16 protein-coding genes are annotated in these 22,301 nt (G+C 43.2%); 7 read left to right on the top strand and 9 right to left on the bottom strand.

Annotation, left to right across the window (positions count from 1 at the left end):
* Positions 1 to 1,194, top strand: a complete 1,194-nt coding sequence (locus AC3E9V_RS07790; RefSeq protein WP_488752628.1) for a Gfo/Idh/MocA family protein — start codon at positions 1 to 3, stop codon at positions 1,192 to 1,194.
* A 5-nt stretch (positions 1,195 to 1,199) separates the two neighbouring features.
* Here AC3E9V_RS07790 and AC3E9V_RS07785 read toward each other — a convergent pair whose 3' ends face one another.
* The 3 genes from AC3E9V_RS07785 to AC3E9V_RS07775 form a co-directional block, all read right to left on the bottom strand.
* Complete coding sequence (locus AC3E9V_RS07785) at positions 1,200 to 2,198, bottom strand: T9SS type A sorting domain-containing protein (protein ID WP_488752627.1); 999 nt, start codon at positions 2,196 to 2,198, stop codon at positions 1,200 to 1,202.
* A 370-nt stretch (positions 2,199 to 2,568) separates the two neighbouring features.
* Entirely contained in the window at positions 2,569 to 4,782 is a 2,214-nt protein-coding gene (locus AC3E9V_RS07780) for a methyl-accepting chemotaxis protein (RefSeq protein WP_488752626.1), read from the bottom strand.
* 210 nt (positions 4,783 to 4,992) lie between these two features.
* Positions 4,993 to 5,766, bottom strand: a complete 774-nt coding sequence (locus AC3E9V_RS07775; RefSeq protein ID WP_488752625.1) for a hypothetical protein — start codon at positions 5,764 to 5,766, stop codon at positions 4,993 to 4,995.
* Between the two features lie 233 nt (positions 5,767 to 5,999).
* On the opposite strand from AC3E9V_RS07775, the gene AC3E9V_RS07770 reads away from it, so the two are divergent.
* A complete protein-coding gene (locus tag AC3E9V_RS07770; protein ID WP_488752624.1) occupies positions 6,000 to 6,890 on the top strand; it encodes a TraB/GumN family protein in 891 nt (296 codons plus the stop codon).
* Between the two features lie 143 nt (positions 6,891 to 7,033).
* Positions 7,034 to 7,516 (top strand): deoxycytidylate deaminase, encoded by a 483-nt coding sequence (locus AC3E9V_RS07765; protein ID WP_488752623.1) that lies wholly within the window; start codon positions 7,034 to 7,036, stop codon positions 7,514 to 7,516.
* 2 nt (positions 7,517 to 7,518) lie between these two features.
* Here AC3E9V_RS07765 and AC3E9V_RS07760 read toward each other — a convergent pair whose 3' ends face one another.
* The 3 genes from AC3E9V_RS07760 to uxuA form a co-directional block, all read right to left on the bottom strand.
* Positions 7,519 to 10,134 (bottom strand): ABC transporter permease, encoded by a 2,616-nt coding sequence (locus AC3E9V_RS07760; RefSeq protein WP_488752622.1) that lies wholly within the window; start codon positions 10,132 to 10,134, stop codon positions 7,519 to 7,521.
* Position 10,135: 1 nt separating this feature from the next.
* Positions 10,136 to 10,471, bottom strand: a complete 336-nt coding sequence (locus tag AC3E9V_RS07755) for a PadR family transcriptional regulator (protein WP_488752621.1) — start codon at positions 10,469 to 10,471, stop codon at positions 10,136 to 10,138.
* Between the two features lie 65 nt (positions 10,472 to 10,536).
* Positions 10,537 to 11,712 carry a mannonate dehydratase gene (gene uxuA / locus AC3E9V_RS07750; RefSeq protein ID WP_488752620.1) on the bottom strand — a complete coding sequence of 392 codons (1,176 nt, stop codon included), beginning with the start codon at positions 11,710 to 11,712 and terminating at the stop codon, positions 10,537 to 10,539.
* Between the two features lie 178 nt (positions 11,713 to 11,890).
* Between uxuA and AC3E9V_RS07745 the strand changes: the two genes are divergently transcribed.
* Positions 11,891 to 13,105 (top strand): endo-1,4-beta-xylanase, encoded by a 1,215-nt coding sequence (locus AC3E9V_RS07745; RefSeq protein WP_488752619.1) that lies wholly within the window; start codon positions 11,891 to 11,893, stop codon positions 13,103 to 13,105.
* Between the two features lie 214 nt (positions 13,106 to 13,319).
* Here the strand turns inward: AC3E9V_RS07745 and AC3E9V_RS07740 are convergent, their stop codons facing one another.
* The 3 genes from AC3E9V_RS07740 to AC3E9V_RS07730 form a co-directional block, all read right to left on the bottom strand.
* Positions 13,320 to 14,423, bottom strand: coding sequence for a glycoside hydrolase family 43 protein (locus AC3E9V_RS07740; protein WP_488752618.1), 1,104 nt, complete (start codon positions 14,421 to 14,423; stop codon positions 13,320 to 13,322).
* A gap of 182 nt (positions 14,424 to 14,605) precedes the next feature.
* Positions 14,606 to 16,303: a glycoside hydrolase family 43 protein gene (locus AC3E9V_RS07735; RefSeq protein ID WP_488752617.1), complete on the bottom strand. Its 1,698-nt coding sequence runs from the start codon at positions 16,301 to 16,303 to the stop codon at positions 14,606 to 14,608.
* 49 nt (positions 16,304 to 16,352) lie between these two features.
* Positions 16,353 to 17,378 (bottom strand): LacI family DNA-binding transcriptional regulator, encoded by a 1,026-nt coding sequence (locus tag AC3E9V_RS07730; protein ID WP_488752616.1) that lies wholly within the window; start codon positions 17,376 to 17,378, stop codon positions 16,353 to 16,355.
* Positions 17,379 to 17,584: 206 nt separating this feature from the next.
* Here AC3E9V_RS07730 and AC3E9V_RS07725 point away from each other — a divergent pair, with 206 nt between their 5' ends.
* From AC3E9V_RS07725 to AC3E9V_RS07715, 3 genes are all read left to right on the top strand, one after another.
* A complete protein-coding gene (locus tag AC3E9V_RS07725; RefSeq protein ID WP_488752615.1) occupies positions 17,585 to 18,403 on the top strand; it encodes an SDR family oxidoreductase in 819 nt (272 codons plus the stop codon).
* Positions 18,404 to 18,495: 92 nt separating this feature from the next.
* Positions 18,496 to 19,617, top strand: a complete 1,122-nt coding sequence (locus tag AC3E9V_RS07720) for an endo-1,4-beta-xylanase (protein WP_488752614.1) — start codon at positions 18,496 to 18,498, stop codon at positions 19,615 to 19,617.
* Between the two features lie 29 nt (positions 19,618 to 19,646).
* A complete protein-coding gene (locus AC3E9V_RS07715) occupies positions 19,647 to 22,253 on the top strand; it encodes a glycosyl hydrolase 115 family protein (protein WP_488752613.1) in 2,607 nt (868 codons plus the stop codon).
* Positions 22,254 to 22,301 lie beyond the last annotated feature (48 nt).

Below are 22,301 nucleotides of genomic sequence, written 5' to 3'. Positions count from 1 at the left end.
ATGAAGAGAAGAACTTTTCTAATCAGTTCCGGCCTTGCCGCGGGAGGATTAACATTAGGACTTCATAAGACTGCCGGATTTAGCAAGAAAGACCCGATCAGGATTGGTGTAATTGGTACTGGCAGCCGGGGGCAAGGCCTGATGAGGTTGATACAGGAGGTAGAAGGAATAGAGGTGGCCGGTTGCTGTGATGTAATCCCCTTTCGCTTAAATGAAGGGCTTGCCCTGGCAACCGAAGCGGCGAAGGGCTATAAAGATTACAAAGAGCTGCTGAACAATCGGGAAATAGATGCTGTAATTATTTCCACACCTTTCGCCCTGCACGGATCAATGGCCATGGACGCTCTGGATGCCGGCAAACATGTATACTGCGAAAAAACCATGGTTGACGGAATAAGTGAAATCCAAAAAACCATTAACAAGGCCAAAGCCAACTCAGACCTAATCTTCCAGACAGGTCATCAGTATCATAGCTCGGAGCTTTACAGAAAAGTCAGGAAAATCATCCGTTCAGGGTACATCGGTGAAGTCACTGCTTTTCACTGTCAGTGGAATCGTAATGGAAACTGGCGTAGATCGGTTCCTGACCCTAAATGGGAAAGGCTGATCAACTGGCGGATGTATAAAGAGTACTCCGGAGGATTGATCGCGGAGCTGATGTCTCATCAAATTGACTTTATCAACTGGACAACAGAAGCTTTACCATCTAAAATCTCCGGATTTGGAGGCATAGATCACTGGAAAGACGGACGAGAGACTTACGACAATGTACACCTGTTGATGGAGTATGATAACGGCATAGATGCCTCATTTTCATGCACAACAACAAATGGTTATCAGGATTACCAGATTAAGGTATTGGGAAGCAAAGCCACCATAATCCTGGATTATGTACATGCTAAAATCTACCTGGAGGGAAAAGAACCGGGCGAACTGGGTCTGGTAGATGGTGTGTCAGGAGCCACAATACAGGCATGGGAACAAGGTGAGGGTGCTCCCATAGACGCAAATGGTGAAAACCCCTCAAAAGAAGCATTGATAGAATTCAGAAACTGTATTTTTGAAAAACGACAACCTGAATCAAATGTGTATACGGGGGGACTGGCATCAAAATGTGTTGCTATCGGTCTGGATGCTGTTTGGGATGAAAAAGTGAAGTACTGGAAAGACTACCCTGAACTACCCACTTTGTAAAGGAATTAACGAACAATCAACTTTTTGGTAATTGCCTTTTCCTTTGAATCAAACTTGATAATATAGACACCAGGTGTAAGGGCTGGTATTGCTACACGTGTATCCAGGGGTCTGAAAGTACCTACCAACTGGCCACCCTGATTATACAGGCTGATTTGGTCAGGGACAAAACCGCTAATAAAAATACTTTCTCCAATTGACACAGGATTTGGATAAAACGAAAAGGGTGATTCATCCTTTTTTGGTGAAATCGCTTTTAGTGCAATGACCTTAGTGGTGCCATCAAAATCCGTCTGACTCAACCGGTAATAAGTCAGACCTCTCAATGAACTTTCGTCTCGCCAATCATACCTGCTTGCAAATGGTGTCGTCCCATTACCCGAAACCTGATCTGCCTTCAGGTAAGAGCGTCCGTCGTAGGACTTTTCTATTGTGAAATAATCATTGTCCTGCTCGCTTGCAGTTTCCCAGGTGAGTATAGCAGCTTGCTCCTGAGTAACCTGAACACTAAACCCCAGAAGGCTAACAGGCAGTGAAACATCTCCACATCCTGACGTACAATCCGGACTAGATGAGCCATCTCCAAATATTGTTCCTCCAGATTGATTCGTCGTGGTACCACTGACGTACATGACCCCATTACCCTCTATAGTACCAGCGTTCGTCATGTCCCCATTGACATTTAAGATTCCGTCAACCTCAATATTAGCTCCTCCATAGTTCTGGTAATTTTCTATATTCATTTCACCACCATTATCAATTTTGATCTTGCCCCCTGAATTACTCAGAGAACCGCCAGAATTACCAGCATCAAATGTTCCAGTGGAAGTAACATATATAACTCCATTGTTCTCAAGGTAGATATTGCCCTGCATGTTTACATCTCCCCGAACGACCACAGAGTCACGAATATTAGCATTACCTGTTGACGGCCAATCTAAAAAGGCACCATCTTCAATGATAATCTTACCACCAATCTCAACAGTTAAATAAGATACATTCACTGTAACTCCTGATTGGATGGTAATGACACCTCCACTTTGGATGATAATGTTAGTGTGAGTTTCATTTGAAGATATTATGAGAGTAGAACTAGTTGTAATATCAGCAAAAGTGGGATGTAAATAAAGTGAAATTAGAAATAGGCAGAAGTAGCGGATCATCTTAAGTGGTAATTTTTAGTTTGCGCTTTCAGATAAATTCAGAAAAGTGCAACTTTAAGGATTCAACCAAAATCATTCATTTTCCAATGAATAATCAGGTGTTTAATTTGCAATATCCTTCCAAATGAGCCTAAACAAAAAAAACAGGGCCACTTTTCGATAAAATGGCCCATTTATTATATTAATCAAATCTATGCTGGAAAGATCTATGTTAGCGCGACAATTGTTTTTTAAGCTTTTCATTCTCATCCTCGCAGTGCTTAAGCTTGTCAGCTTTTTCTCTTAGTTCTTCCTCTGCAATTTTGAAGTCAGTGATATCTCTGGAAATACCAAAGGTACCAATCACATTTTCCTCCTGATCTACAAGTGGGAGTTTAGTAGTGGATACAAAGCTGACCGAGCCGTCTTTTTTGTCTTCTTTTTCTATTTTATTTAAAAGGGGTTGCTTGGTCTTTATTATCTCTTGCTCATCTTCATATGCATTTTTAGCATGATCCCCAAAGAAATCAAAGTCAGATTTGCCTACAATATCTTCCATTCTTTTCAACCCATGCAGGTCTAGCATTGACTTACTAACTCTGATAAACTTGCTTTTCAGATCTTTGAAATATATGGAATCAGGCATATTATTAAGAAGCGAATCCAGCAAAGATTTCTCCTTCTCATAGGCTTCTTTCATGCCAAAAATCACCTTATTATCACTGCCCGCACCTGAAAGCTTCAACATACTTATACCCTCTTTGAAGGATTCGGCTACACTGGCCAGGTCCAATGTTTTTTGATTGTATATACTCATACCTGATGAAAGTTCCGTTGCTGAGCTGGCAATTTGTTCAGTACCCGCAGCTGTCTCTTCCGCAATAACAACAATGCTCTCCGAAATAGAAACGACGTTATTGATATCCGTTATCTGTTGTTTTGTTGCATTGAGAATTTCTTCAGAAAAACTGAGTGTTTCTCTTGATGATTCAAGAATTTCCTTGAATGACCCAGAAGCCACCTTTGAAGTCTCCTCCCCACTACTCACACTACTCACCATTTCTTCCATTACACTGGCAGCCTGAGTAGTATCAGTCTGTACATCCTTTACAAGCGTTTCAATTTCCTTTGCTGATTTCTTTGAATCCTCAGCAAGCTTTCTTATTTCTTCGGCAACTACCGCAAACCCGCGACCGGCATCTCCTGCCTGAGCCGCCTCAATGGCAGCGTTTAAAGCCAACAAGTTTGTTTGAGAAGCAATGTCCGTAATCACTCCCAGGACACGGGTGATCTCATTGGAGCGCTCTGTTAATACCTTGATAGACTCGTTAGTCTTTCGTGCGAAAGCCGAAATATTCCCCATATCACTAACTAACTCCGTAACAAGTGAGAGACCTTTTTCACTGGTTTCCACACCTTGTTTTGCAGCATGATGAATGGTTTCAGCTTTGGATCCCATCTCATTAGACGAGTTTAATATCCCTTCTATCAGAGTTGAAGCTTCATCAACCTTAGATACCTGCATTTGAGCGCCGTTGCTCATTTCAGTAATAGATGAGGCTATTTCGTTAGTATTAGTACTCATTTCCTCACTGGATACTTTCATCTCACTGGTTGATTCCTCGATGACATTAGCATTGATAGACACCTGGTTTAGAAGTCCGTCTATATTATCGAGCGCTGAATTGAGATTATCGGCCATTTTTTGGATATCACCTTTAGCCTCTGCCGTATATCGGTGCGTTAGATCGCCCTCTGCCATACTGACAATGATCTTGTTGAGATTCATCAAAGGCTCTGAGAATGATACTAAAAGGCTATTTAGAGCGTCCCCCAGTTCTTTCCACGCTCCCTCTTTTTCATCCGTGCTTATCCTTACCTCCAGCTTTCCTTCTTCTGAGGCTTCTTTTACTACATTTTTTGCATCCTCGATCACTGATCGCATATTATCTCTCATTTTAATCAGTGAATTCCCCAATGCATCTGAATCATTGGCTACAAATTCGGTATTTAAATTGCCGTTACCGATCTCCGTAGCAAATATGGTAGACTTCTTAACCTTCTCTACATACCTGGAAAAACCTCTGAAAATACGGCCAATTTCATCACTCCTATCCCCAATCCTGGGATCAAAATCAACTTCCAGATGTCCGGAAGACAGACTGTCAAGGGTATGGAGTATTGAAGCAAAAGGTTTTCTGATTTTCTTGATGATATAGCCAAAAACTGCAGCAATTACTACTACGCCCAATGGAAGCACCCAAAAAAGATGTGTCAAACCAAAAGTCGCAATAAAATAGGTCAATAAGGCAATCCAAACAGATACGCCTATGATCATTACTCCGATTACCGAAAGCAATGATCGCTTTAAAATGAGGTAATTAGCCAGGGTAAGTACAGCACCTGCTCCAAGAACTGATACTGCGAAAATTATGAAATCTTCCATATTTGGAATTTAAGGGTTGATGTCGGGTGAAACCTAAGTAGACTCAAAGATAAATAATCGTAAGATCTACACTTATTTTAGGTTCTTAATTTAAAATAAATAAAAAGAATATCAACTTTCAAAAAGACAAAGACTAGTTCAATGATATCATAGATTAAATCCCAAAAAGGAAAGATATTCGGGACTTTCAATAAAACAAAAAAGTGCACTTCAGGCATTTCCCTGCCTTACCTTAAACCTCCTCCCTTCGATCTTCAAAATCCCGTCTTTTGTTTCAAAAGGATAAACAGTATTGATGACAGCGCTGGTATGGATCTTCTTAAACTGTGGATAATGCCGGAGCAGCTTGAGAACCTGGTCGAAATTTCTGTAGGTTGTCGTTTCATGTTCAAAAAGCCTGGCTTGCACGCCCTTAGGTTGTCTGAGCTTTATTCCAAAGATTTTAGTATGATCTCCGGCAGCTTTAGTTCGTATATAGACCAGTTCATTCGGATGGATCGCCATCTCTCCTTCTCTCCCCATGTTTAGCCTGAGATCCTCTGGCTTCTTAAACAGGATCTTCCGCTGCGTCCAGTGGTTTAGTAAGACAAGCTGTTCCCTCAGATAAAAATACATGCGAATGCTCCTGGAAAACAACGCCAACAGGAACAGGATAAGGATGACTACTTCCAGGTTAAATATCCTGGAAACGGAGCGGGAACTAAAAGCAAAAATCAGTTCGCGAAACACAAAGAAGTTAAACACGAAAATCACCCCATAAAGAAGCCTGCGCCAAAAGGTGGGTTTGATGGGTATGGAAATAAACGCAGCCAGATAAAACTGCCCAATAATTACAAGAGACAATACCACCCGCTGAAAATCAAATGGCATGAATACAAAGACGGTATAATTAAGCAAGAGGGTAATTAATGCTGTAACTGCAAGAAAAATAGCCCCGTCCCTCAAACGGGTTTTGTTAAGAAAGGTCCACCAGTTGATTTGCATAGGTCAGGGATTAGGTGATTAAAAAATAGCAGTTGAGCCGGTCACATTGCCACGGTATTCACTACTTACCGGTTAAACTAAACAAAATCAATACCAGAAAATAATGAAATGGGCTCAGGATGACATTTTTTAAACCCTTTGTAATAATCGTCTAAAATGAGATACTAATCTCATGAATTCAATTAAAACGGCCGTAAAAATAGTTTTATGAATTATAACCTCTTAAATGAAAAATGAAAACGCTAACAAAAAATACCATAAAATTACTCACCATACTTCTGCTTCTTTCAGCAGGACTGGTCCCTGTTTTTTCTATAGCTCAGGACAAAGAGCAGGAAGGATTGCTTTGGAAAATAGAAGGTAAAGACCTGGAGTCACCGTCCTATTTGTATGGTACAATCCACATGATCTGCCCGGATGACTTTTTTATTACTGATGCTACAAAAAAAGCTTTCAGTGAAACAGATCAACTGGTAATGGAGCTCGATATGGACGATCCCGATCTTATGGGCAAGATGCAGCAACTGTCTGTAAACGAAGGAATGAAAAACTTCAGCAGTGAGCTTTCTGAAGAAGAACTGGAAGTAGTGAATGCTTACTTCACAAAGCATTACGGGGCAGACCTGTCCAGTCTTGGGGTGATAAAACCTTTCGCCCTGGTGTCCATGATGGCAATAAAAAGCATAGATTGTCCACAACCTGCTTCATACGAGCGATCATTTATGGATCTGGCCAGGGAGAAAGAAAAAGAAATATTTGGACTGGAAACAGTTGAATTCCAAATTGGCATCTTTGACAAAGTAGATCTGAAAGAACAAATCAGCTGGGTACTGGAGTATGCAGGAGATGAAGCTGCAATGAAGGAAGAATTTGCCCGGATTCTGGCTGCTTACAAAGCTCAGGACATGAACAAACTGTACGAAATTATGGCCAGCTCCACGCAGTTTGAAGGACTGGAAGACGAACTGCTCTTCAACAGAAACAAAGCATGGATCGAAAAGATCGGAAAATATGCCTCGGAAAAACCAACCTTTTTTGCTGTGGGAGCAGGACACCTGGCCTCTGAAAAAGGGGTGATTAATCTACTCAGGGAGGCTGGCTATACAGTCACGGAAGTAAAATGATACAATGGTCCACCCGATGAAAATCCCGGGTGGGCTTATCCCACATTCTCAAGTTGTCAACCAATTCCCTCCCTGATACTGAAATTTCAGTTTATCTCTGAAACGGTAAGTACTGAAATATTTTTTAAAGTACATTCGCAAGTATGGTTCGACCTGCATTTGACGATATTTTTATGGAGCTGGCGGTTAATCTGGCCAAAAGAAGCCACTGCATCAAGAGGCATGTGGGAGCTGTGTTAACCAAAGACACACGGATCATTTCCATTGGTTACAACGGACCACCTGCCGGCACTCACAACTGTGACGAAGAGTTTCCTGAGGCTGGCTGCCCGCGCGACTCAAAAGGAGGCTGCTCGCTGGCCATTCATGCGGAACAAAACGCCATTTTGTACGCCGTGAAAAATAAAGCGACAGTAGAGGGCTCCACCCTTTACGTCACTTTATCTCCATGCCTGGCCTGCGCCCGGATCATTTACACAGCCGGTATCGAAAAAGTTATCTACCTAAACTCCTACGCCGAACATAAAGGCATTGATAATGACGAAGGAGTAGACTTCCTTAGAAAGTTTGGCGTACAGGTAGAAAAATATAACGGCCAGATAGAACACGTTACCGAGCTCATCTAAGACTACTCCTCTTTTAAGGCATTTACCGGATTGCTGGCCGCCGAGCGATAGGTCTGATAACCTATAGTAACCAAAGCTATAATGATCACCAGCAGAAGCGGTAATACCAGGTGAACCACACTTATGTCCATTCGATAAACATAGTTTTCCAGCCAGCTATTTCCTAAATAATATACGGTTGGTAAAGCAATAACCGCACCTGTAAATATTAGAGCCAGGAAGCTACGAGCCACCATGGTCATCACATTAGACATTTGAGCCCCCATCACCTTACGGATAGCTATTTCCTTGCGTTTGCGGTCCAGGGTAAACGACGCAAGCGCAAATAAACCCACGCAGGCGATAATAATGGCTATGGAAGAAAACCCCGTAAATAGCTTTCCAAACCTCCGCTCTTCATTGTATAGTCGATTAAACGAATCATCCAGAAAAAGTCCTTCAAACGGATACTTTGGTACAAAACCGGACCAAACTTTTTCCATATGCTGTATGGCCGGCTGATAATCGCCGGTCACCTTTACCATAAAATAACCACTACCGGATACTCGGGTCAGGTCTTTCACCTGAGCCGTTCTAAAAAGCAAAGGGTAATTTCCCCTTTTCGCTGACCCAGTCACAAAGTCTTCTACTACCCCTATGACCCGAAAATCCCGGCCATTCCCTCTGGAAAGCACCTGACCAATCGGTTCTTCCCAGCCCAGTGTTTTCACCAGGCTTTTATTTACTACCACCGTAGCAGAATCACTTACTCTGGTGTCATCAAAAAACCGACCTTTTATAACATTAAGCCCCCATACACTGGCTATGTCACCCGAGACAAACAGATTGTAAGGTGATATCTGCTCATGCTCCTCTGTCAGATAATTCCAATCTGCCAGAAAGGAAGAAGGATATTGATTTGAAATCCCAAGAGTTGAAATATTCGGGTGAGCCAGCAGTTCATTTTTAAATGCCTCGTACTGGTCCATTGCATTGTTAGCTCCCTGTATAATAAATGTCTGCTCAGCATTCAGACCAAGCGCCCTGTTAGACATAAAATTTACCTGCCGGTACACGATCAGTGTAGCGGCAATCAAAAAGATGGAAATAGCAAACTGAAATACCACCAACCCCTGGCGGACCCTCCGGTTTCCTCCCTTCACAGCCTCTCCTCTCAGGGCCATAATTGGTTTGAATGAAGACAGGTAAAGGGCAGGATAACTTCCGGAAACCAACCCCGCAAAAATCAGTATCAGCAAAAACCAGATGGCATTTTGTCCATTGATGAGGTCATCCAAAGCATAACTGGAATCACTCACCTGGTTAAAAAATGGCAAAGCCAAAATCCCAACTACAATACCCAGTACTACAGCAATAAAAGTGACCAGAAATGATTCGATCAGAAACTGCTGAGCAATGAGCCTCTTCACAGAACCGAGTACTTTCCGCATGCCAATCTCTTTAGCCCTCAGTGATGACCTAGCCGTAGACATATTGATATAATTGATACAGGCAATCACAAGAATGAAAAAAGCCACAAGAGAAAAAACGACCAGATTAGTATAGCTGCCGGGCTTTCCTAATGTAAGCCGCGGGTGATGCAGGTGAATGTCTTTCATCGGTACCAGGCTGAAAGCATGCCTGTTACCGTCTGCCAGATACGCTTCAAAAGAATCGTACTGTGTATTAAACTCCAGCAACTCTGGTCCGACATACCTTTCTACAAAATCCGGAAATTTCGCTTCGAGAAGCTCCGGATCTGCATTTTCTTTAAGCTTGAGGTAAGAAAAGAAATTGTTACCGGTCCACCAACCTTTAGTAGCCCAGCTTTCCCAGGGAATTGCGATCACTACTTTATAAGGAATGGTGCTTGTGGCCGGTTCATCCTCTACCACAGCTGTAATCTCATAATTCTTTCCATTGGCTTTCAGGACTTCTCCTACCGGATTCATCTCTCCAAAAACTTTGGTGGAAACACTCCGGGTAAGCACCACGGTATTTGGCCGGCTTAAACAGGTTTTTGCATCACCGTAAATGAATCTATTTGGAAAGACCTCAAAAAATGTGGAATCAGCGATAATGCATCCTGGCTGTCGAACAAAACCATCACCTGATTCTATAACACCCTCAAACGTCCCGTTGGCCCTCGTCCCTGTTTCTATTTCAGGAAAGTCAGCACGCATCTGCTTCACCAACCTTGCGGGAGTATAAGGACCTCCACTGTTTATCACCACTCTGTAAATACGATCCAGTCCCTCAATGTGCTTATCATATTTAAGCTGGTTCGTAAGGTGCATGAGAATAAGCATACAACTCGCTATGCCAATGGCTAATCCAAAAATATTGAGGATAGACTGGGAAGTATTTTTACGCATACTTCGTAACGAAACCCGAAAGTAATTCTTTAACATACTTGCTCTGCTTTTAGGGTGAAAATCTTCTAAATCCTTGATATAGCGCCAGCGAATAAACTTCAATACATTCCAGGCAAAACTCCTCCTGGCTTTTGCAGGACTGTGCTGGTACTGCCGGTGATATACCTCAAATAAATCTCCGGCGATAGCGTCCACATACCACGGCTTACAAAACCACTCCAAAAAACGAAGGATCCATTTCGGTGGCTGAGGATATCGGTCCATATCAGGTATTAAATAATGCCTTTGGTATCTGACTGAAAAGTTCGTTTCGCACCCGGTTATTAATCTCCAGCACCTTCACTCCCAGGTTAGTCACCTTAAAAAACCGTTTACTTCTTCCTCCGCGCTCAGCCGTGGCTCCCCCGGTATAAGAAGAGAGGTACCCCTTCTTTTCCATACGATCCAGCGCCGTATGCACAGCACTGATGTTCACGCCCCTACCGGTCTGCTCTCTGATCTCATCCATGACCTTCACTCCATAAGCATTACCATGCAAAATAGCCGTGATCATCAAAACCAGCTCCTCAAATTCTCCTAATTGGACACGTTCTTCACTCATATATTTCACTATTGTAAATCAAATACGGATTACAAATTAAAAGGTTTCTTTCACAATTGTAAATGTTACTGTGGATTTATTGCAGAAAGGCCTCTCTCCACTCCTCTTAACTCCGCCAGACCTCTGAGCCGTCCAATAGCTGTGTACCCCGGATAGGTTGACTTATGAAGGTCATCCAACATCTGATGTCCGTGGTCCGGACGCATAGGTATGGAACGCTTTCCGGTACTCATAATGGAAAGGACTTCTTTCACGATAGAAACCATATCCGTATCCCCGTCCAGATGATCTGCTTCATAAAAGTTACCATCAGCATCCCGTTTTGTATTTCTCAGATGAAGGAAATGAACCTTTGCACTGAACATTTTTAACATCTTTAAAAGGTCATTGTCCGGGCGAACTCCAAGAGACCCTGTACAAAAACACAGTCCATTGGCTCTCGAAGGAGCACAGTCCAGTATTTCCTGCAGGTCCTGCTCGGTGCTGACGATTCTGGGTAATCCCAAAATGCTGTAAGGTGGATCATCCGGGTGGATAGCCAGCTGAAGACCCGCCTCCTCCGCCACAGGCACTACTTCCTTTAAAAAATGGAAGAGATGCTCTTTCAGCTTTTGTGTAGTGATATTCTCATACGTTTTAAGTGCTTTTAGTATACCCTCCGGAGTAAACCGCTCATCACTACCCGGCAGCCCCAACAATACATTGAAAAACAGTGCGTCCCGTTCTTCATCGGTCATCTCATCAAACCGCTGTTTGGCTTTGGCTATTTCTGATGGTGAGTAATCATTTTCCGCACCTGGCCGCTTAAGCAGAAACAGATCAAAAGCCACAAAGGCATCCTTTTCGAAATACAAAGCCCGGCTTTTGTCCGGCAACTCATAGTAAGGATCAGTTCTCATCCAGTCCAGAATAGGCATGAAATTATAAGTGATAACTTTTAAGCCACACTTAGCCAGGTTTCTAAGGCTTATTTTGTATTGATCGATGTACTTCTGAAAGTCTCCTGTTTGCTTCTTAATGTCTTCATGTACCGGCAAACTCTCCACCACAGTCCAGGTCATTCCGGCCTCCTCTATCATTTTCTTCCGGGCAAGTATCGCTTCAACAGTCCATACTTCTCCTATGGGAATTTGATGTAGTGCTGTAACTACCCCCGTACAGCCTGCCTGGCGAATATCCCATAGGCTAACGGGATCTTTAGGGCCATACCATCGCATGGTTTGCTCCATTAAATATTGCATTGCCTTCTGTTTAAAAGTCTAAAAACATCATTTTAACGGGATCAAATGTTCAGAGAACACAAAATCCACAACACAACCGGTTGCATCGCCGAAAGTAATAATTAGTTTTAAATCGGGGAATGTTTTTTAGCAAATACGGAAAACTTCTGAAAATTTTAAGCAATAAGTTGAAAAAAATATGAAAAAGCTACTCGCAGCTCTACTACTATTTATAACCTTCTTAAGCTACGGACAAATAGCCAAAGACAAATGCAAATTTTTAGGAAACATATATCAACGAAACAGAAACCAGGATGACTTTACAACCTACTGGAATCAGGTAACACCGGAAAATGCCGGAAAATGGGGATCAACTGAAAGCACAAGAGATGTTATGAACTGGACAAACTTACGTGAAGCGTACGAGCTTGCCGAAACGAACGGCTTCCTGTTTAAGCAACATACTTTAGTGTGGGGTAGCCAGCGTCCCGAGTGGCTGGAAGAAATACCGCAGCAAGAGCAGTATGAGGAAGTGGAAGAGTGGATCAAATTATATGGGGAGGAGTTTCCGGACACCTACATGATCGATGTAGTGAATGAACCTCTTCATGCAACTGAAGTAGTAAGTACCGCACTTGGAGGTTCGGGGCAGACAGGTTGGGACTGGGTAATCACTGCTTTCGAGATGGCGAGAGAATACATACCCAATGCAAAGCTTATTATCAATGACTACAATATCATTAATAACTCAAATAGCGTCAGTCAGTATAAAAAAATCATTGAATTGCTCCAGGATAGGGACCTGATTGATGGAATCGGTTTGCAATCTCACTATTTTAGTTTGGAAAATACGCAGGTCAGTACTTTGAAGAATAATCTCGATCTACTTGCAGAGACAAGCTTACCTATCTATATAACTGAACTTGAAATAGAGAGTACTGATGACGATGAGCAGTTGGAAGAAATGAAACGCATATTCCCGGTATTATGGGAACATCCTGCCGTATATGGAGTCACACTATGGGGCTATCGGGAAGGTACTATGTGGAGACCTGATGGCTACCTGATCCGAACCGATGGCTCAGAGCGACCTGCCATGACGTGGCTAAAGAATTATGTCAGCAACAACTCTGGCGGTTATTTCTGTTATGATGTGCTGGACGCACCTGAAAAGGTAAACCCTCAACTTAAACTCTTTCCAAACCCCATCAGTAACGGAAAGGTCCGAATTGAGTATGTAAACGGTATTCAAAAAATAGAACTTTTTAATCTGAGCGGCCAGTTAGTAAAGGATTTCAACTTAAATGGTGATCAGTCCACCAGTTTAAACCTGCGTTTGAAGTCGGGTATTTATCAACTGAAAGTTCAAACAGCAGACGGCAACTTTATTACAGAAAAAATTATTATTCAGTAAATAACCCTACTTGTCATATTCAAAACCATTGCCCCAGGACCGTGTCTTCACGGCCTGTTTTATCAACACAGAATTTCGTTTGGGATACAAATTGGGCTCAAAAACAAAACCTTTCCCGGACACCAATAACGTGAACTCGACGTAAGGACTTTAATAAAAAAGGGAGCAGGCATATCCATCCATGCCTGCTCCCTTTTTGTAAGGGTCAAATTATTTATTGATAAGGATCGATGGTCTTTATCGTTCCATCCTCATTGTATTCCAGTTCAGCCATTTTAATACTCCTTAAATGTGTCTGACCACCGGACAGTGAGCTGTCGTGATAAAACAGATACCACTTGCCATTGAACTCAACAATGGAGTGGTGGTTTGTCCAGCCAAGTACAGGTTTCAGAATGATGCCATGATAAGTAAATGGTCCGTATGGATTATCTCCAATGGCATAAGCAATGTAATGGGTATCCCCTGTAGAGTATGAGAAGTAATATTTACCATTATACTTATGCACCCAGGCAGCTTCAAAGAACCTCCGCTCATTGTCACCCGTCAATAGTTGGTTACCGGCTGAATCAAGCAGCAGGACATCTTTAGGTTCTTCGGCAAACTCCAGCATATCACCACTAAGTTTAGCTACCTGAGGTGAAAGTGCTGGTTCATCATCAGCGGGATATACATCTTCAGGATTGTATTCTTCGCCAGCCCATCGCTGAAGCTGGCCACCCCATATCCCTCCAAAATACATGTAGTAGCTGCCATCGTCATCTCTAAACACCGCCGGATCAATGCTGTAGCTTCCAGTCATCGGGCGTTCTTCAGGTATAAATGGCCCTGTCGGCGAATTACTTGTTGCCACACCAATCCGGAATATATCGTCTTTGTCCTTTACTGGGAAATACAGATAATACATGTCTCCCTTTTTAGCGGCATCAGGAGCCCACATTTGTCTGCCAGCCCATGGTACATCTTTAATATCAAGAGCTACCCCATGATCTGTAACCTTTCCACCTACCTTGTCCATGGAGAAAACGTGGTAATCTTTCATATCAAAGTGACTTCCCAGATCGTCTTCCGGTATGCCTGATTCCACATCATGAGATGGGTAGATATAGAGCTTACCATCAAATACATGAGCTGATGGATCTGCTGTATACATATGAGTGATTAAGGGATCAGAAACTGGTTGAGGTTCCTCTGCCACAGCAGTGCTGTCCTGTTGTTTCTCGTTCGCCTGTTTTTTAGACTGACAGGCCACCAGTATTCCGAAGGCCAATATGGGCAAGAAAGTATTCTTTAATAACATTTTATTTATCCTATTCATATGTTCAAAAGTTACTGAAACAAGCCGTGCCGCGTAGGCGGTTTGCCACTAGGCGTGCCCACCCAAACTTGATCATACCCTGTTGGTATAGCTCAATGTTTAAGTTGAGACTACGCGTCCCGGACTACGCGTCCCGGCATCATGCTCATTTCATGGTTTATAATTATAAAATTCAAATTACATCATTGATATATTTCATCAGCTCCAAAGTATTCAAACCAATCAAAAGAGGCAGTATTGTTTGATGGTTGACCACTGGAAGTAGCATACATAGCATAAACACATCCCACAAAACCGCCAGCTGTTTCAGTACTCAGAAACCTGGCATCCACATTCTCCAAAATCGTGTTCCAATCCCCTCCTGAAGCATAGTAAAAATGATATTTTGCTCCATCCGCCTCAATTTTGAGTCTGATATCCGCAGTTGAATCCAAAGAAACGGACTTTAATATAGTGGAACCCTCATCATTCGATTTGTGAAGCTCCACCACAGGCTTTCCATCCTGAATCGACCGGGCCAGAAAATAGTAGTGACGCTCGTTTTGAAATACAATCAGGCCCGCTTTCTCATTTGAGCCGGAAGCGCTAAAACTAAGAGAAGTAGTCACGCTACCTTTTAAGTGCTGTTGCCTGTGAGCCACAAAACTTGGGTTTGACAACCCATTGGCCGTTTCCGGTCTCAGCTCCAGTTTCAGAGAACTGTCATCAAACCGATACCATTTTTCTTTGGGCGTTCTCAGGAAAATAAAATTAGGGTTTAGAGAATCGGATTCAAACTCATCCCTGAAAGAGAATTTTCCATTGTAATCGAAAGTACTCGTTCCAGCTTCCGTATCCGGAACTGGGTAAGTATACTGTACTTCCTCAAAATCAGGATTGATCACCGGCCACCCACCTTTCCAGGATACGGGTGCAAGGAAAGTCTCTCTGCCGGTATTAAAATGATTGCCTTCATAAGGCCGACATGCTAAAAACACGGCCCACCACTCTCCATTTTGGGTTTCAACCATATCTGCATGCCCTGCCGTGGTTACCGGATTTTTCCGTGACGGGTCAAGGTGTCGCTGGGTAAGAATTGGGTTTTGGTCCCAGGGATCATAAGGTCCATCTACGGTTTTGCTCCTGAAAATCACCTCAGAATGATTATAACCGGTCCCTCCTTCCGCACACATCAAATAATAGTATTCGCCAATTTTATATATATGCGGAGCCTCAATCCAAACGGGTTCTTTGGAGATATCCACCCCTCCATTGACGAGTATGGTTTCTTCATCCGATACAGTTAGCGCATTCTTGTCAAACGACCTCATGCGAATGGTCCTGTGGCCATTGTAAAGAGATTCATTTTTCGGCGGTATACTGTTATACACAAGGTATGCTTCACCCTGGTCATCAAAAAAGAGGGATGGATCTATACCATTTACCTGCGGGAGACTTACTGGGTCTGACCAGGGCCCGGAAGGGTCGGTCGCGGTGACCACAAAATTCCCCATACGATCTACCTGGGTACATACCAAATAAAAAACACCTTCATTGTACGAAATAGCCGGAGCAAATAAGCCTCGGGAAACTCCCTGCCCCTCGGTATCAAGCTGAGAGGACCGATCCATCACATGGCCCAATTGGTTCCAGTTTACCAGGTCGATACTCTCAAAAATGGGAATTCCGGGGAAATAAGAAAAGGAGGAAGTCACCAGGTAATACTTGTCCCCTGCTTTACAGATGCTTGGATCCGGATAAAACCCAGCCAATATCGGGTTTTCAAATACTTCCTTTTTACCTTTTTCATTATCAGATTTTTTCTCAGGCTGGTTGCAACCAACCAACGTTACAGCTATCAGGATAACCAGATAGTTTCTAAAAAGCTTCTTTTTTTTCATTAATCAATCAGTTGTTTTTTTATAGCTAAAAAAAGCCGGGATACCAGCTTTATTTCTTTCTTAAAGAGGATTCTCTGACCAAAATGTCTGTCCTTAAAACGATGGTTTCAGGGCGCACAGCCTCCTTATCATCTTTATGCTTCAATACCTGTCTGGCCGCTATTTCCCCCATTTCTTCTGCAGGATGAGCAACGGTACTCAATCGAGGTTCAATAATCTGTGAAATCGGATCATTGTTAAAACCAATAACGGCAAGTTCATCCGGGACTTTCACACCTATACTCTTTGCATACTGGATTACACTCACGGCGGTAGTATCATTAGCACAAAATACGCCATCCGGCGGGTTATCCATACTCAGCAAAAGCTTGGCCGCTTCTATACCGTCTTCGGCACTGAGTGAATTTTGAATTACAAGGTTCTCATCCACAGGAATGTCATGCTGGCGAAGGGCTTCAAGATAGCCACGCTGACGTTCAGCATAAACATTTCGATGCTTTGCACCCCCTATGTGGGCTATCCTTTTGCAGCCCTGCTCCACTAAATGCTCTGTAGCTGAAAGTCCTGCCGAGAAATTGTCAATGATAACCGTGTCGGTATTTAGGTCTGTGGTTACCCGGTCCACAAACACAACCGGTATATCCCCCTTAACAAAGTCTTTAAAATGCTTATAATCCGTGGTTTCCATTGCCAGGGACACTACCAGTCCACAGATCCTACTGTCATACAAAGCCTTAGCGTTGGCCACCTCATTTTCAAACTTATCATGTGACTGAGATATGATGACATTGTACCCTGCTTTATTCGCAGCTATTTCAACACCACTTATTAAAGAGGATATAAAAGGTCTGTTGGTCCATGAGATGATGACCCCTATGTTATTTGTTCTGTTTGATCGTAAGCTGGCTGCAATGCTATTAGGGCGGTAACCGCGCTCTTTCGCCAACTTTTTCACAGCTTTGATCGTTTTCTTTCCTATACTGTAATGATCCTTTAATGCTCGGGATACAGTAGAAGGCGAAACCTGAAGCTCCTTAGCTATGTCATAAATGGTTACCTCTTTGCTATTTTTCATTCGTAAATTGCGGCGATTAATGTATATAAAAAAACCGAAGGGATTTCACCCTTAAACTTAAATGATCCCTGTTTACCCTCCAAAACTTTTCAAATCTATGAAAAATCAAAGTTAGTTACACAAACGGTTGTGCTTAGTTGAAAAATTACCTTACTTCAAGCATTGAAAACATCATTTGATGAGATATTGTAGAAATCAAGAAACTAATGTCCGGATCAGATTTTAATATTGAGGGGAAAGTAGCGGTCATAACCGGAGGTTCAGGTGTGTTGGGGGGGAGTATTGCCAAAGCTTGCGCCTGTGCAGGGGCCAGGTTGGTCATTATAGGCCGGACCCGTGAGAAAGTAGAAAAACGAGTAAAAGAACTGAGTACGTCAGGGGCAGATGTAATAGGCAAAACGTGCGATGTACTGGATGTACCTGCTCTGGAGCGCGTTTCAGAAGAAATCATGGGCCATTTCGGCAGTATAGATCTGCTGGTTAATGCTGCCGGAGGAAATACCAATGGAGGAACCATGAAAAATGGTGAAAGCATATTTGATCTGAAACTTTCAGGTATAGATGAAACCATAGATATTAACCTGCATGGCACCATCTACCCCACCATTGTTTTTGCTAAGGCAATGGCCAAAAAGGGCAGCGGTTGTATAATCAATATATCCTCTATGGCTACTTTTTCAGCCATTACGAGAGTCCCGGGCTACTCAGTAGCCAAGTCCGGAGTAGAGATGTTTACCAAGTGGATGGCCTGCGAGATGGCGGAACATTATGGAGATAAAATCCGTGTGAATGCCATAGCGCCCGGATTCTTTATAGGAGACCAAAACCGGGATTTACTACTGAATAAAGATGGATCACTCACCGAAAGAAGTCAAAAGGTCATTACTAAAACGCCAATGAAGCGGTTTGGAGATATTACTGAACTGAATGGTGCTGTTCAGTTTCTCTGCTCAGATGCCGCCAGTTTTATCACCGGAGTAGTGCTGCCGATAGACGGTGGTTTTAGTGCTTTCAGTGGTGTGTAAAAATATATTCGAGTATCTTTTTACTAACGCAATCGATTGCTTAAATTTTGTATAGAATGCTAATTTATACTTCGACTCTAAACCTAAAAAAAATGAAAACCAAAACTGCTTCATTCCTGACGGGACTATTGCTGACAACCTGCCTCTTACAGCAGTGTAGCACACCTTCCGACAACAAAGACAAGACGAGCACGAACGTGACCCCGGGACTAAAAGATCATTACAAAGAATACTTCCCTGTGGGAGTAGCAGTATCTCCCGGGGCTCTGAAACAATCTGGTGAATCATCTTTGATTTTACAACATTTCAATAGCATGACCGCTGAAAATGTCATGAAAATGGGTCCGATACATCCTGAGGAAAACCAATACAATTGGGAGCCCGCAGACCAGATCGTGAATTTTGCAGACACCAACCAGATGCTCCTAAGGGGCCATACGCTTTGCTGGCATAATCAAACCCCGGAGTGGCTCTTTGTAGATGAAAATGGTGATGATGTGAGCAAAGAAGTGCTCCTGGATCGTTTGAAATCACATATAGAAGCTGTAGTCACAAGGTATAAGGGGAAAATCTATGCATGGGATGTCGTAAATGAAGCAGTTTCTGACCAATCCGGTGAATTTTTAAGAAATTCCAGGTGGATGGAGATCATTGGTGAGGACTACATTCAAAAAGCCTTCGAATTTGCTCATGCGGCGGATCCGGAAGCGAAACTTTTCTATAATGACTACAACGTAATCAATCCGGACAAGCGGTCCAAAATCTACACGCTTATAAAAGGTTTATTGGAAAAAGGGGTGCCTGTCCATGGTGTAGGAATACAGGGACACTGGTCTATATATGAACCTACCCGTGAAAACCTCAGGGAAACCATTGAAACATTCGAAAACCTGGGAATTCTCGTGCAGGTGACTGAACTGGATGTGTCTGTCTACCCAAAAGAACACAGCGCCCGTGAAGGAAATGCAGCAGACGAAAATGATGCATTCACTGCAGAACAAGAACAAAAGCAGATCGAACAGTACAAAATGATTTTTGACCTTTTTAGGGAGAAAAAAGATGTGTTAACTTCAGTAACATTTTGGAATATCTCAGATAAGCACAGCTGGCTGGATAATTTTCCCGTACGTGGCAGAAAAGATTATCCTTTATTATTTGATCAGGAATTAAAGCCAAAGAAAGCTTATCATGAAGTCATTGATTTTTCAAAGTAAATTCCAAACAATAACCCGGCCCCCAACCTATGATTATTAAAAACCTAAGCCTGCTGATAGCACTTTTTATAGCTACACTCTCCTGTAACAATGCCCAGGAGAAGTCCGAGACACAAAGGATTAGTTCAAATGCCGACTTCATCATCGAAGCGAACTCTGAGTTTCCCTCAGGCGCATTTGTATCCACAAAGCCTGAAGGTAACTACACCATTTCCGTGCCCGGCAGAATCACCCATATTACCATCTCATCTGATGATTATTCGGGGGTTCATAAGGTAGCCACTCATCTCCAAACGGACATCCATAATGTGACCGGTAAAAAACCTGTAATGATCACCGATTCCCTGGCAACAGGCCCGGTCATTTTGATAGGTACTCTGGGCAAGAGCCCGCTGATTGACCAGTTAGTTGCCAATGGTAAACTGGACAAAAATGCACTGGAAGGAAAATGGGAAAAACACCTGATCAAAACTGTAGAGTCCCCATTTGAAGGGGTAGACTCAGCAATTGTCATTGCAGGTAGCGACAAGCGAGGTACTATCTATGGAATGTACCGTCTGTCAGAAGCTATAGGTGTTTCTCCGTGGTACTGGTGGGCCGATGTGCCTATTCAAAAACGTCAGTCAATTTACATGAAACCGGGAGCTTACACCTACGGGGAACCAAAGGTTAAATACCGTGGGATTTTTATCAATGATGAGGCTCCGGCTCTCGCAGGATGGGCACATGAAAAGTACGGAGGCTTTAACCATAAATTTTATGAACGGGTATTTGAGCTGACCTTGAGGTTAAAGGGGAATTTTTTATGGCCTGCTATGTGGGGACGATCCATCTACGATGATGACCCCAAAAGCCCGGAGCTGGCAGATGAATATGGTGTAGTTCTGGGCACCTCTCACCACGAACCGCTTTCAAGAGCACACGTGGAGTGGTCGCGGCACGGCGAAGGTGACTGGAACTTTCAAACCAATAAAGAAAGACTACGGGCCTTCTGGCGAAAAGGTATGGAACGAGTGGGTGATAATGAAAGCCTGGTAACGATAGGTATGCGAGGCGACGGTGATGAAGCCATGAGTGCAGAAGCCGATATAGCGCTCCTGGAGGAAATTGTAGCAGATCAGCGGCAGATCATTGAAGAGGTGACTGGCAAATCTGCAGCAGAAACCCCACAGGTGTGGGCCTTGTACAAAGAGGTACAGGAATATTATGATAAGGGCATGCGGGTGCCGGATGATGTCACATTACTCCTCTGCGATGACAACTGGGGCAATATCCGGAAACTACCCGGAAAAGGCGATACGCTGCGCTCAGGAGGATACGGAATTTACTACCACTACGACTATGTAGGCGGCCCCAGAAACTACAAGTGGATAAATACTAACCAGGTTTCCAGAACCTGGGAGCAAATGCACCTGGCCTATGAATATGGAGCAAAGCAACTGTGGATTGTCAATGTAGGAGATATTAAACCCATGGAGTTTCCTACTGACTTCTTCTTAGACTATGCCTGGAACCCCGAGCTGATCCCGGCCGCCAAAATCCCTCAATTTGGTGAGGAATGGGCTGCTCAGCAATTTGGTAATGAGTTTGCAAAAGAAATAGCTGATATCCTGGAAAAGTACACACGCTTTAACAGCCGCAGAAAGCCTGAGCTTCTCGCTCCGGACACCTATAGCCTCACCAATTTTAAGGAGTGGGAAAGAATCGTTACAGACTATAATGAGATAGCTGAAAGAGCCCGACAAATCGGAACCCAGCTACCTGATGGTTACCAAAGTGCTTATTTCCAGCTCGTGCTCCATCCGGTTCTTGCCAGCGCTAATTTGAATGAGTTGTATTTCACCGTTGCAAAAAACAGGTATTTTGCTGAAAACAACTGGAAAGGAACCAATGACCTCGCTGACCAGGCAAAAAAACTTTTCGAGAAGGACGAGGAACTCTCTGATCAATATCATACGATCAATAGTGGAAAATGGAATCATTTTATGGACCAGACCCATATAGGATACACGTACTGGCAACAACCTGATGAGAACAACATGCCGGAGGTAGTCTATATTGATGAAGGTAAAGCCATTACTGCAGGTAAGATCCCGAACAATACCTTTGAAGATAACTACATCTCACTGGAAGCGGCAGATTATACCCGGGCAATAGAAAGCGGAAAGGTCAATTGGGTAGAGATCCCACAGATTGGCAGGACAAAATCCGGAATGACACCCTTCCCGGTCACAGTAGCTCCGGTTAAACCGGGAGGAAACAGCCACAGAATTGAGTATGAGGTTATGCTACCTGTACCTGATGAAGTAACCGTAAAATGGTACTTGTCCCCTACCCTCAACTTTCACAATGACGAAGGACTGGAATTTGCTGCTTCTTTTGATGATGAAGCACCCCAGGTAGTTAACATGCATGAAAAGTCAGATCCTGGTACCTGGGCACAGTGGGTTTCTAATAACATCAACATCCGGACTACTACTCATCAAATACGATCCTCTGGCAAACACACATTGAAGTTTTGGATGATTGACCCGGGGATTGTGCTCCAGAAAATAGTAATACAAACAGGCGAAATCGGGGAAACTTATCTTGGTCCTCCTTCTGGGAGAAACGAAAAAATAAAAGGTGATGATTAGGAAAACCCATCCGTCTAACGACGAGATGGGTTCAATCAACTATCTAAC

The sequence above is a fragment of the Marinoscillum sp. HNIBRBA16962 genome (assembly GCF_057801515.1).
Note: the sequence above shows the minus strand (reverse complement) of the source record. Positions and strands in the feature narration are given on the sequence as shown.

What these genes read in the sequence shown, in the direction of transcription:
- AC3E9V_RS07770 (WP_488752624.1), top strand. Translation starts at nt 6,000, where the DNA reads ATGAAAACGCTAACAAAAAATACCATAAAATTACTCACCATACTTCTG.
- AC3E9V_RS07730 (WP_488752616.1), bottom strand. Translation starts at nt 17,378, where the DNA reads ATGAAAAATAGCAAAGAGGTAACCATTTATGACATAGCTAAGGAGCTT.
- AC3E9V_RS07745 (WP_488752619.1), top strand. Translation starts at nt 11,891, where the DNA reads ATGAAAAAGCTACTCGCAGCTCTACTACTATTTATAACCTTCTTAAGC.
- uxuA (WP_488752620.1), bottom strand. Translation starts at nt 11,712, where the DNA reads ATGCAATATTTAATGGAGCAAACCATGCGATGGTATGGCCCTAAAGAT.
- AC3E9V_RS07775 (WP_488752625.1), bottom strand. Translation starts at nt 5,766, where the DNA reads ATGCAAATCAACTGGTGGACCTTTCTTAACAAAACCCGTTTGAGGGAC.
- AC3E9V_RS07765 (WP_488752623.1), top strand. Translation starts at nt 7,034, where the DNA reads ATGGTTCGACCTGCATTTGACGATATTTTTATGGAGCTGGCGGTTAAT.
- AC3E9V_RS07715 (WP_488752613.1), top strand. Translation starts at nt 19,647, where the DNA reads ATGATTATTAAAAACCTAAGCCTGCTGATAGCACTTTTTATAGCTACA.
- AC3E9V_RS07760 (WP_488752622.1), bottom strand. Translation starts at nt 10,134, where the DNA reads ATGGACCGATATCCTCAGCCACCGAAATGGATCCTTCGTTTTTTGGAG.
- AC3E9V_RS07780 (WP_488752626.1), bottom strand. Translation starts at nt 4,782, where the DNA reads ATGGAAGATTTCATAATTTTCGCAGTATCAGTTCTTGGAGCAGGTGCT.
- AC3E9V_RS07725 (WP_488752615.1), top strand. Translation starts at nt 17,585, where the DNA reads ATGTCCGGATCAGATTTTAATATTGAGGGGAAAGTAGCGGTCATAACC.
- AC3E9V_RS07755 (WP_488752621.1), bottom strand. Translation starts at nt 10,471, where the DNA reads ATGAGTGAAGAACGTGTCCAATTAGGAGAATTTGAGGAGCTGGTTTTG.
- AC3E9V_RS07740 (WP_488752618.1), bottom strand. Translation starts at nt 14,423, where the DNA reads ATGAATAGGATAAATAAAATGTTATTAAAGAATACTTTCTTGCCCATA.
- AC3E9V_RS07735 (WP_488752617.1), bottom strand. Translation starts at nt 16,303, where the DNA reads ATGAAAAAAAAGAAGCTTTTTAGAAACTATCTGGTTATCCTGATAGCT.
- AC3E9V_RS07790 (WP_488752628.1), top strand. Translation starts at nt 1, where the DNA reads ATGAAGAGAAGAACTTTTCTAATCAGTTCCGGCCTTGCCGCGGGAGGA.
- AC3E9V_RS07720 (WP_488752614.1), top strand. Translation starts at nt 18,496, where the DNA reads ATGAAAACCAAAACTGCTTCATTCCTGACGGGACTATTGCTGACAACC.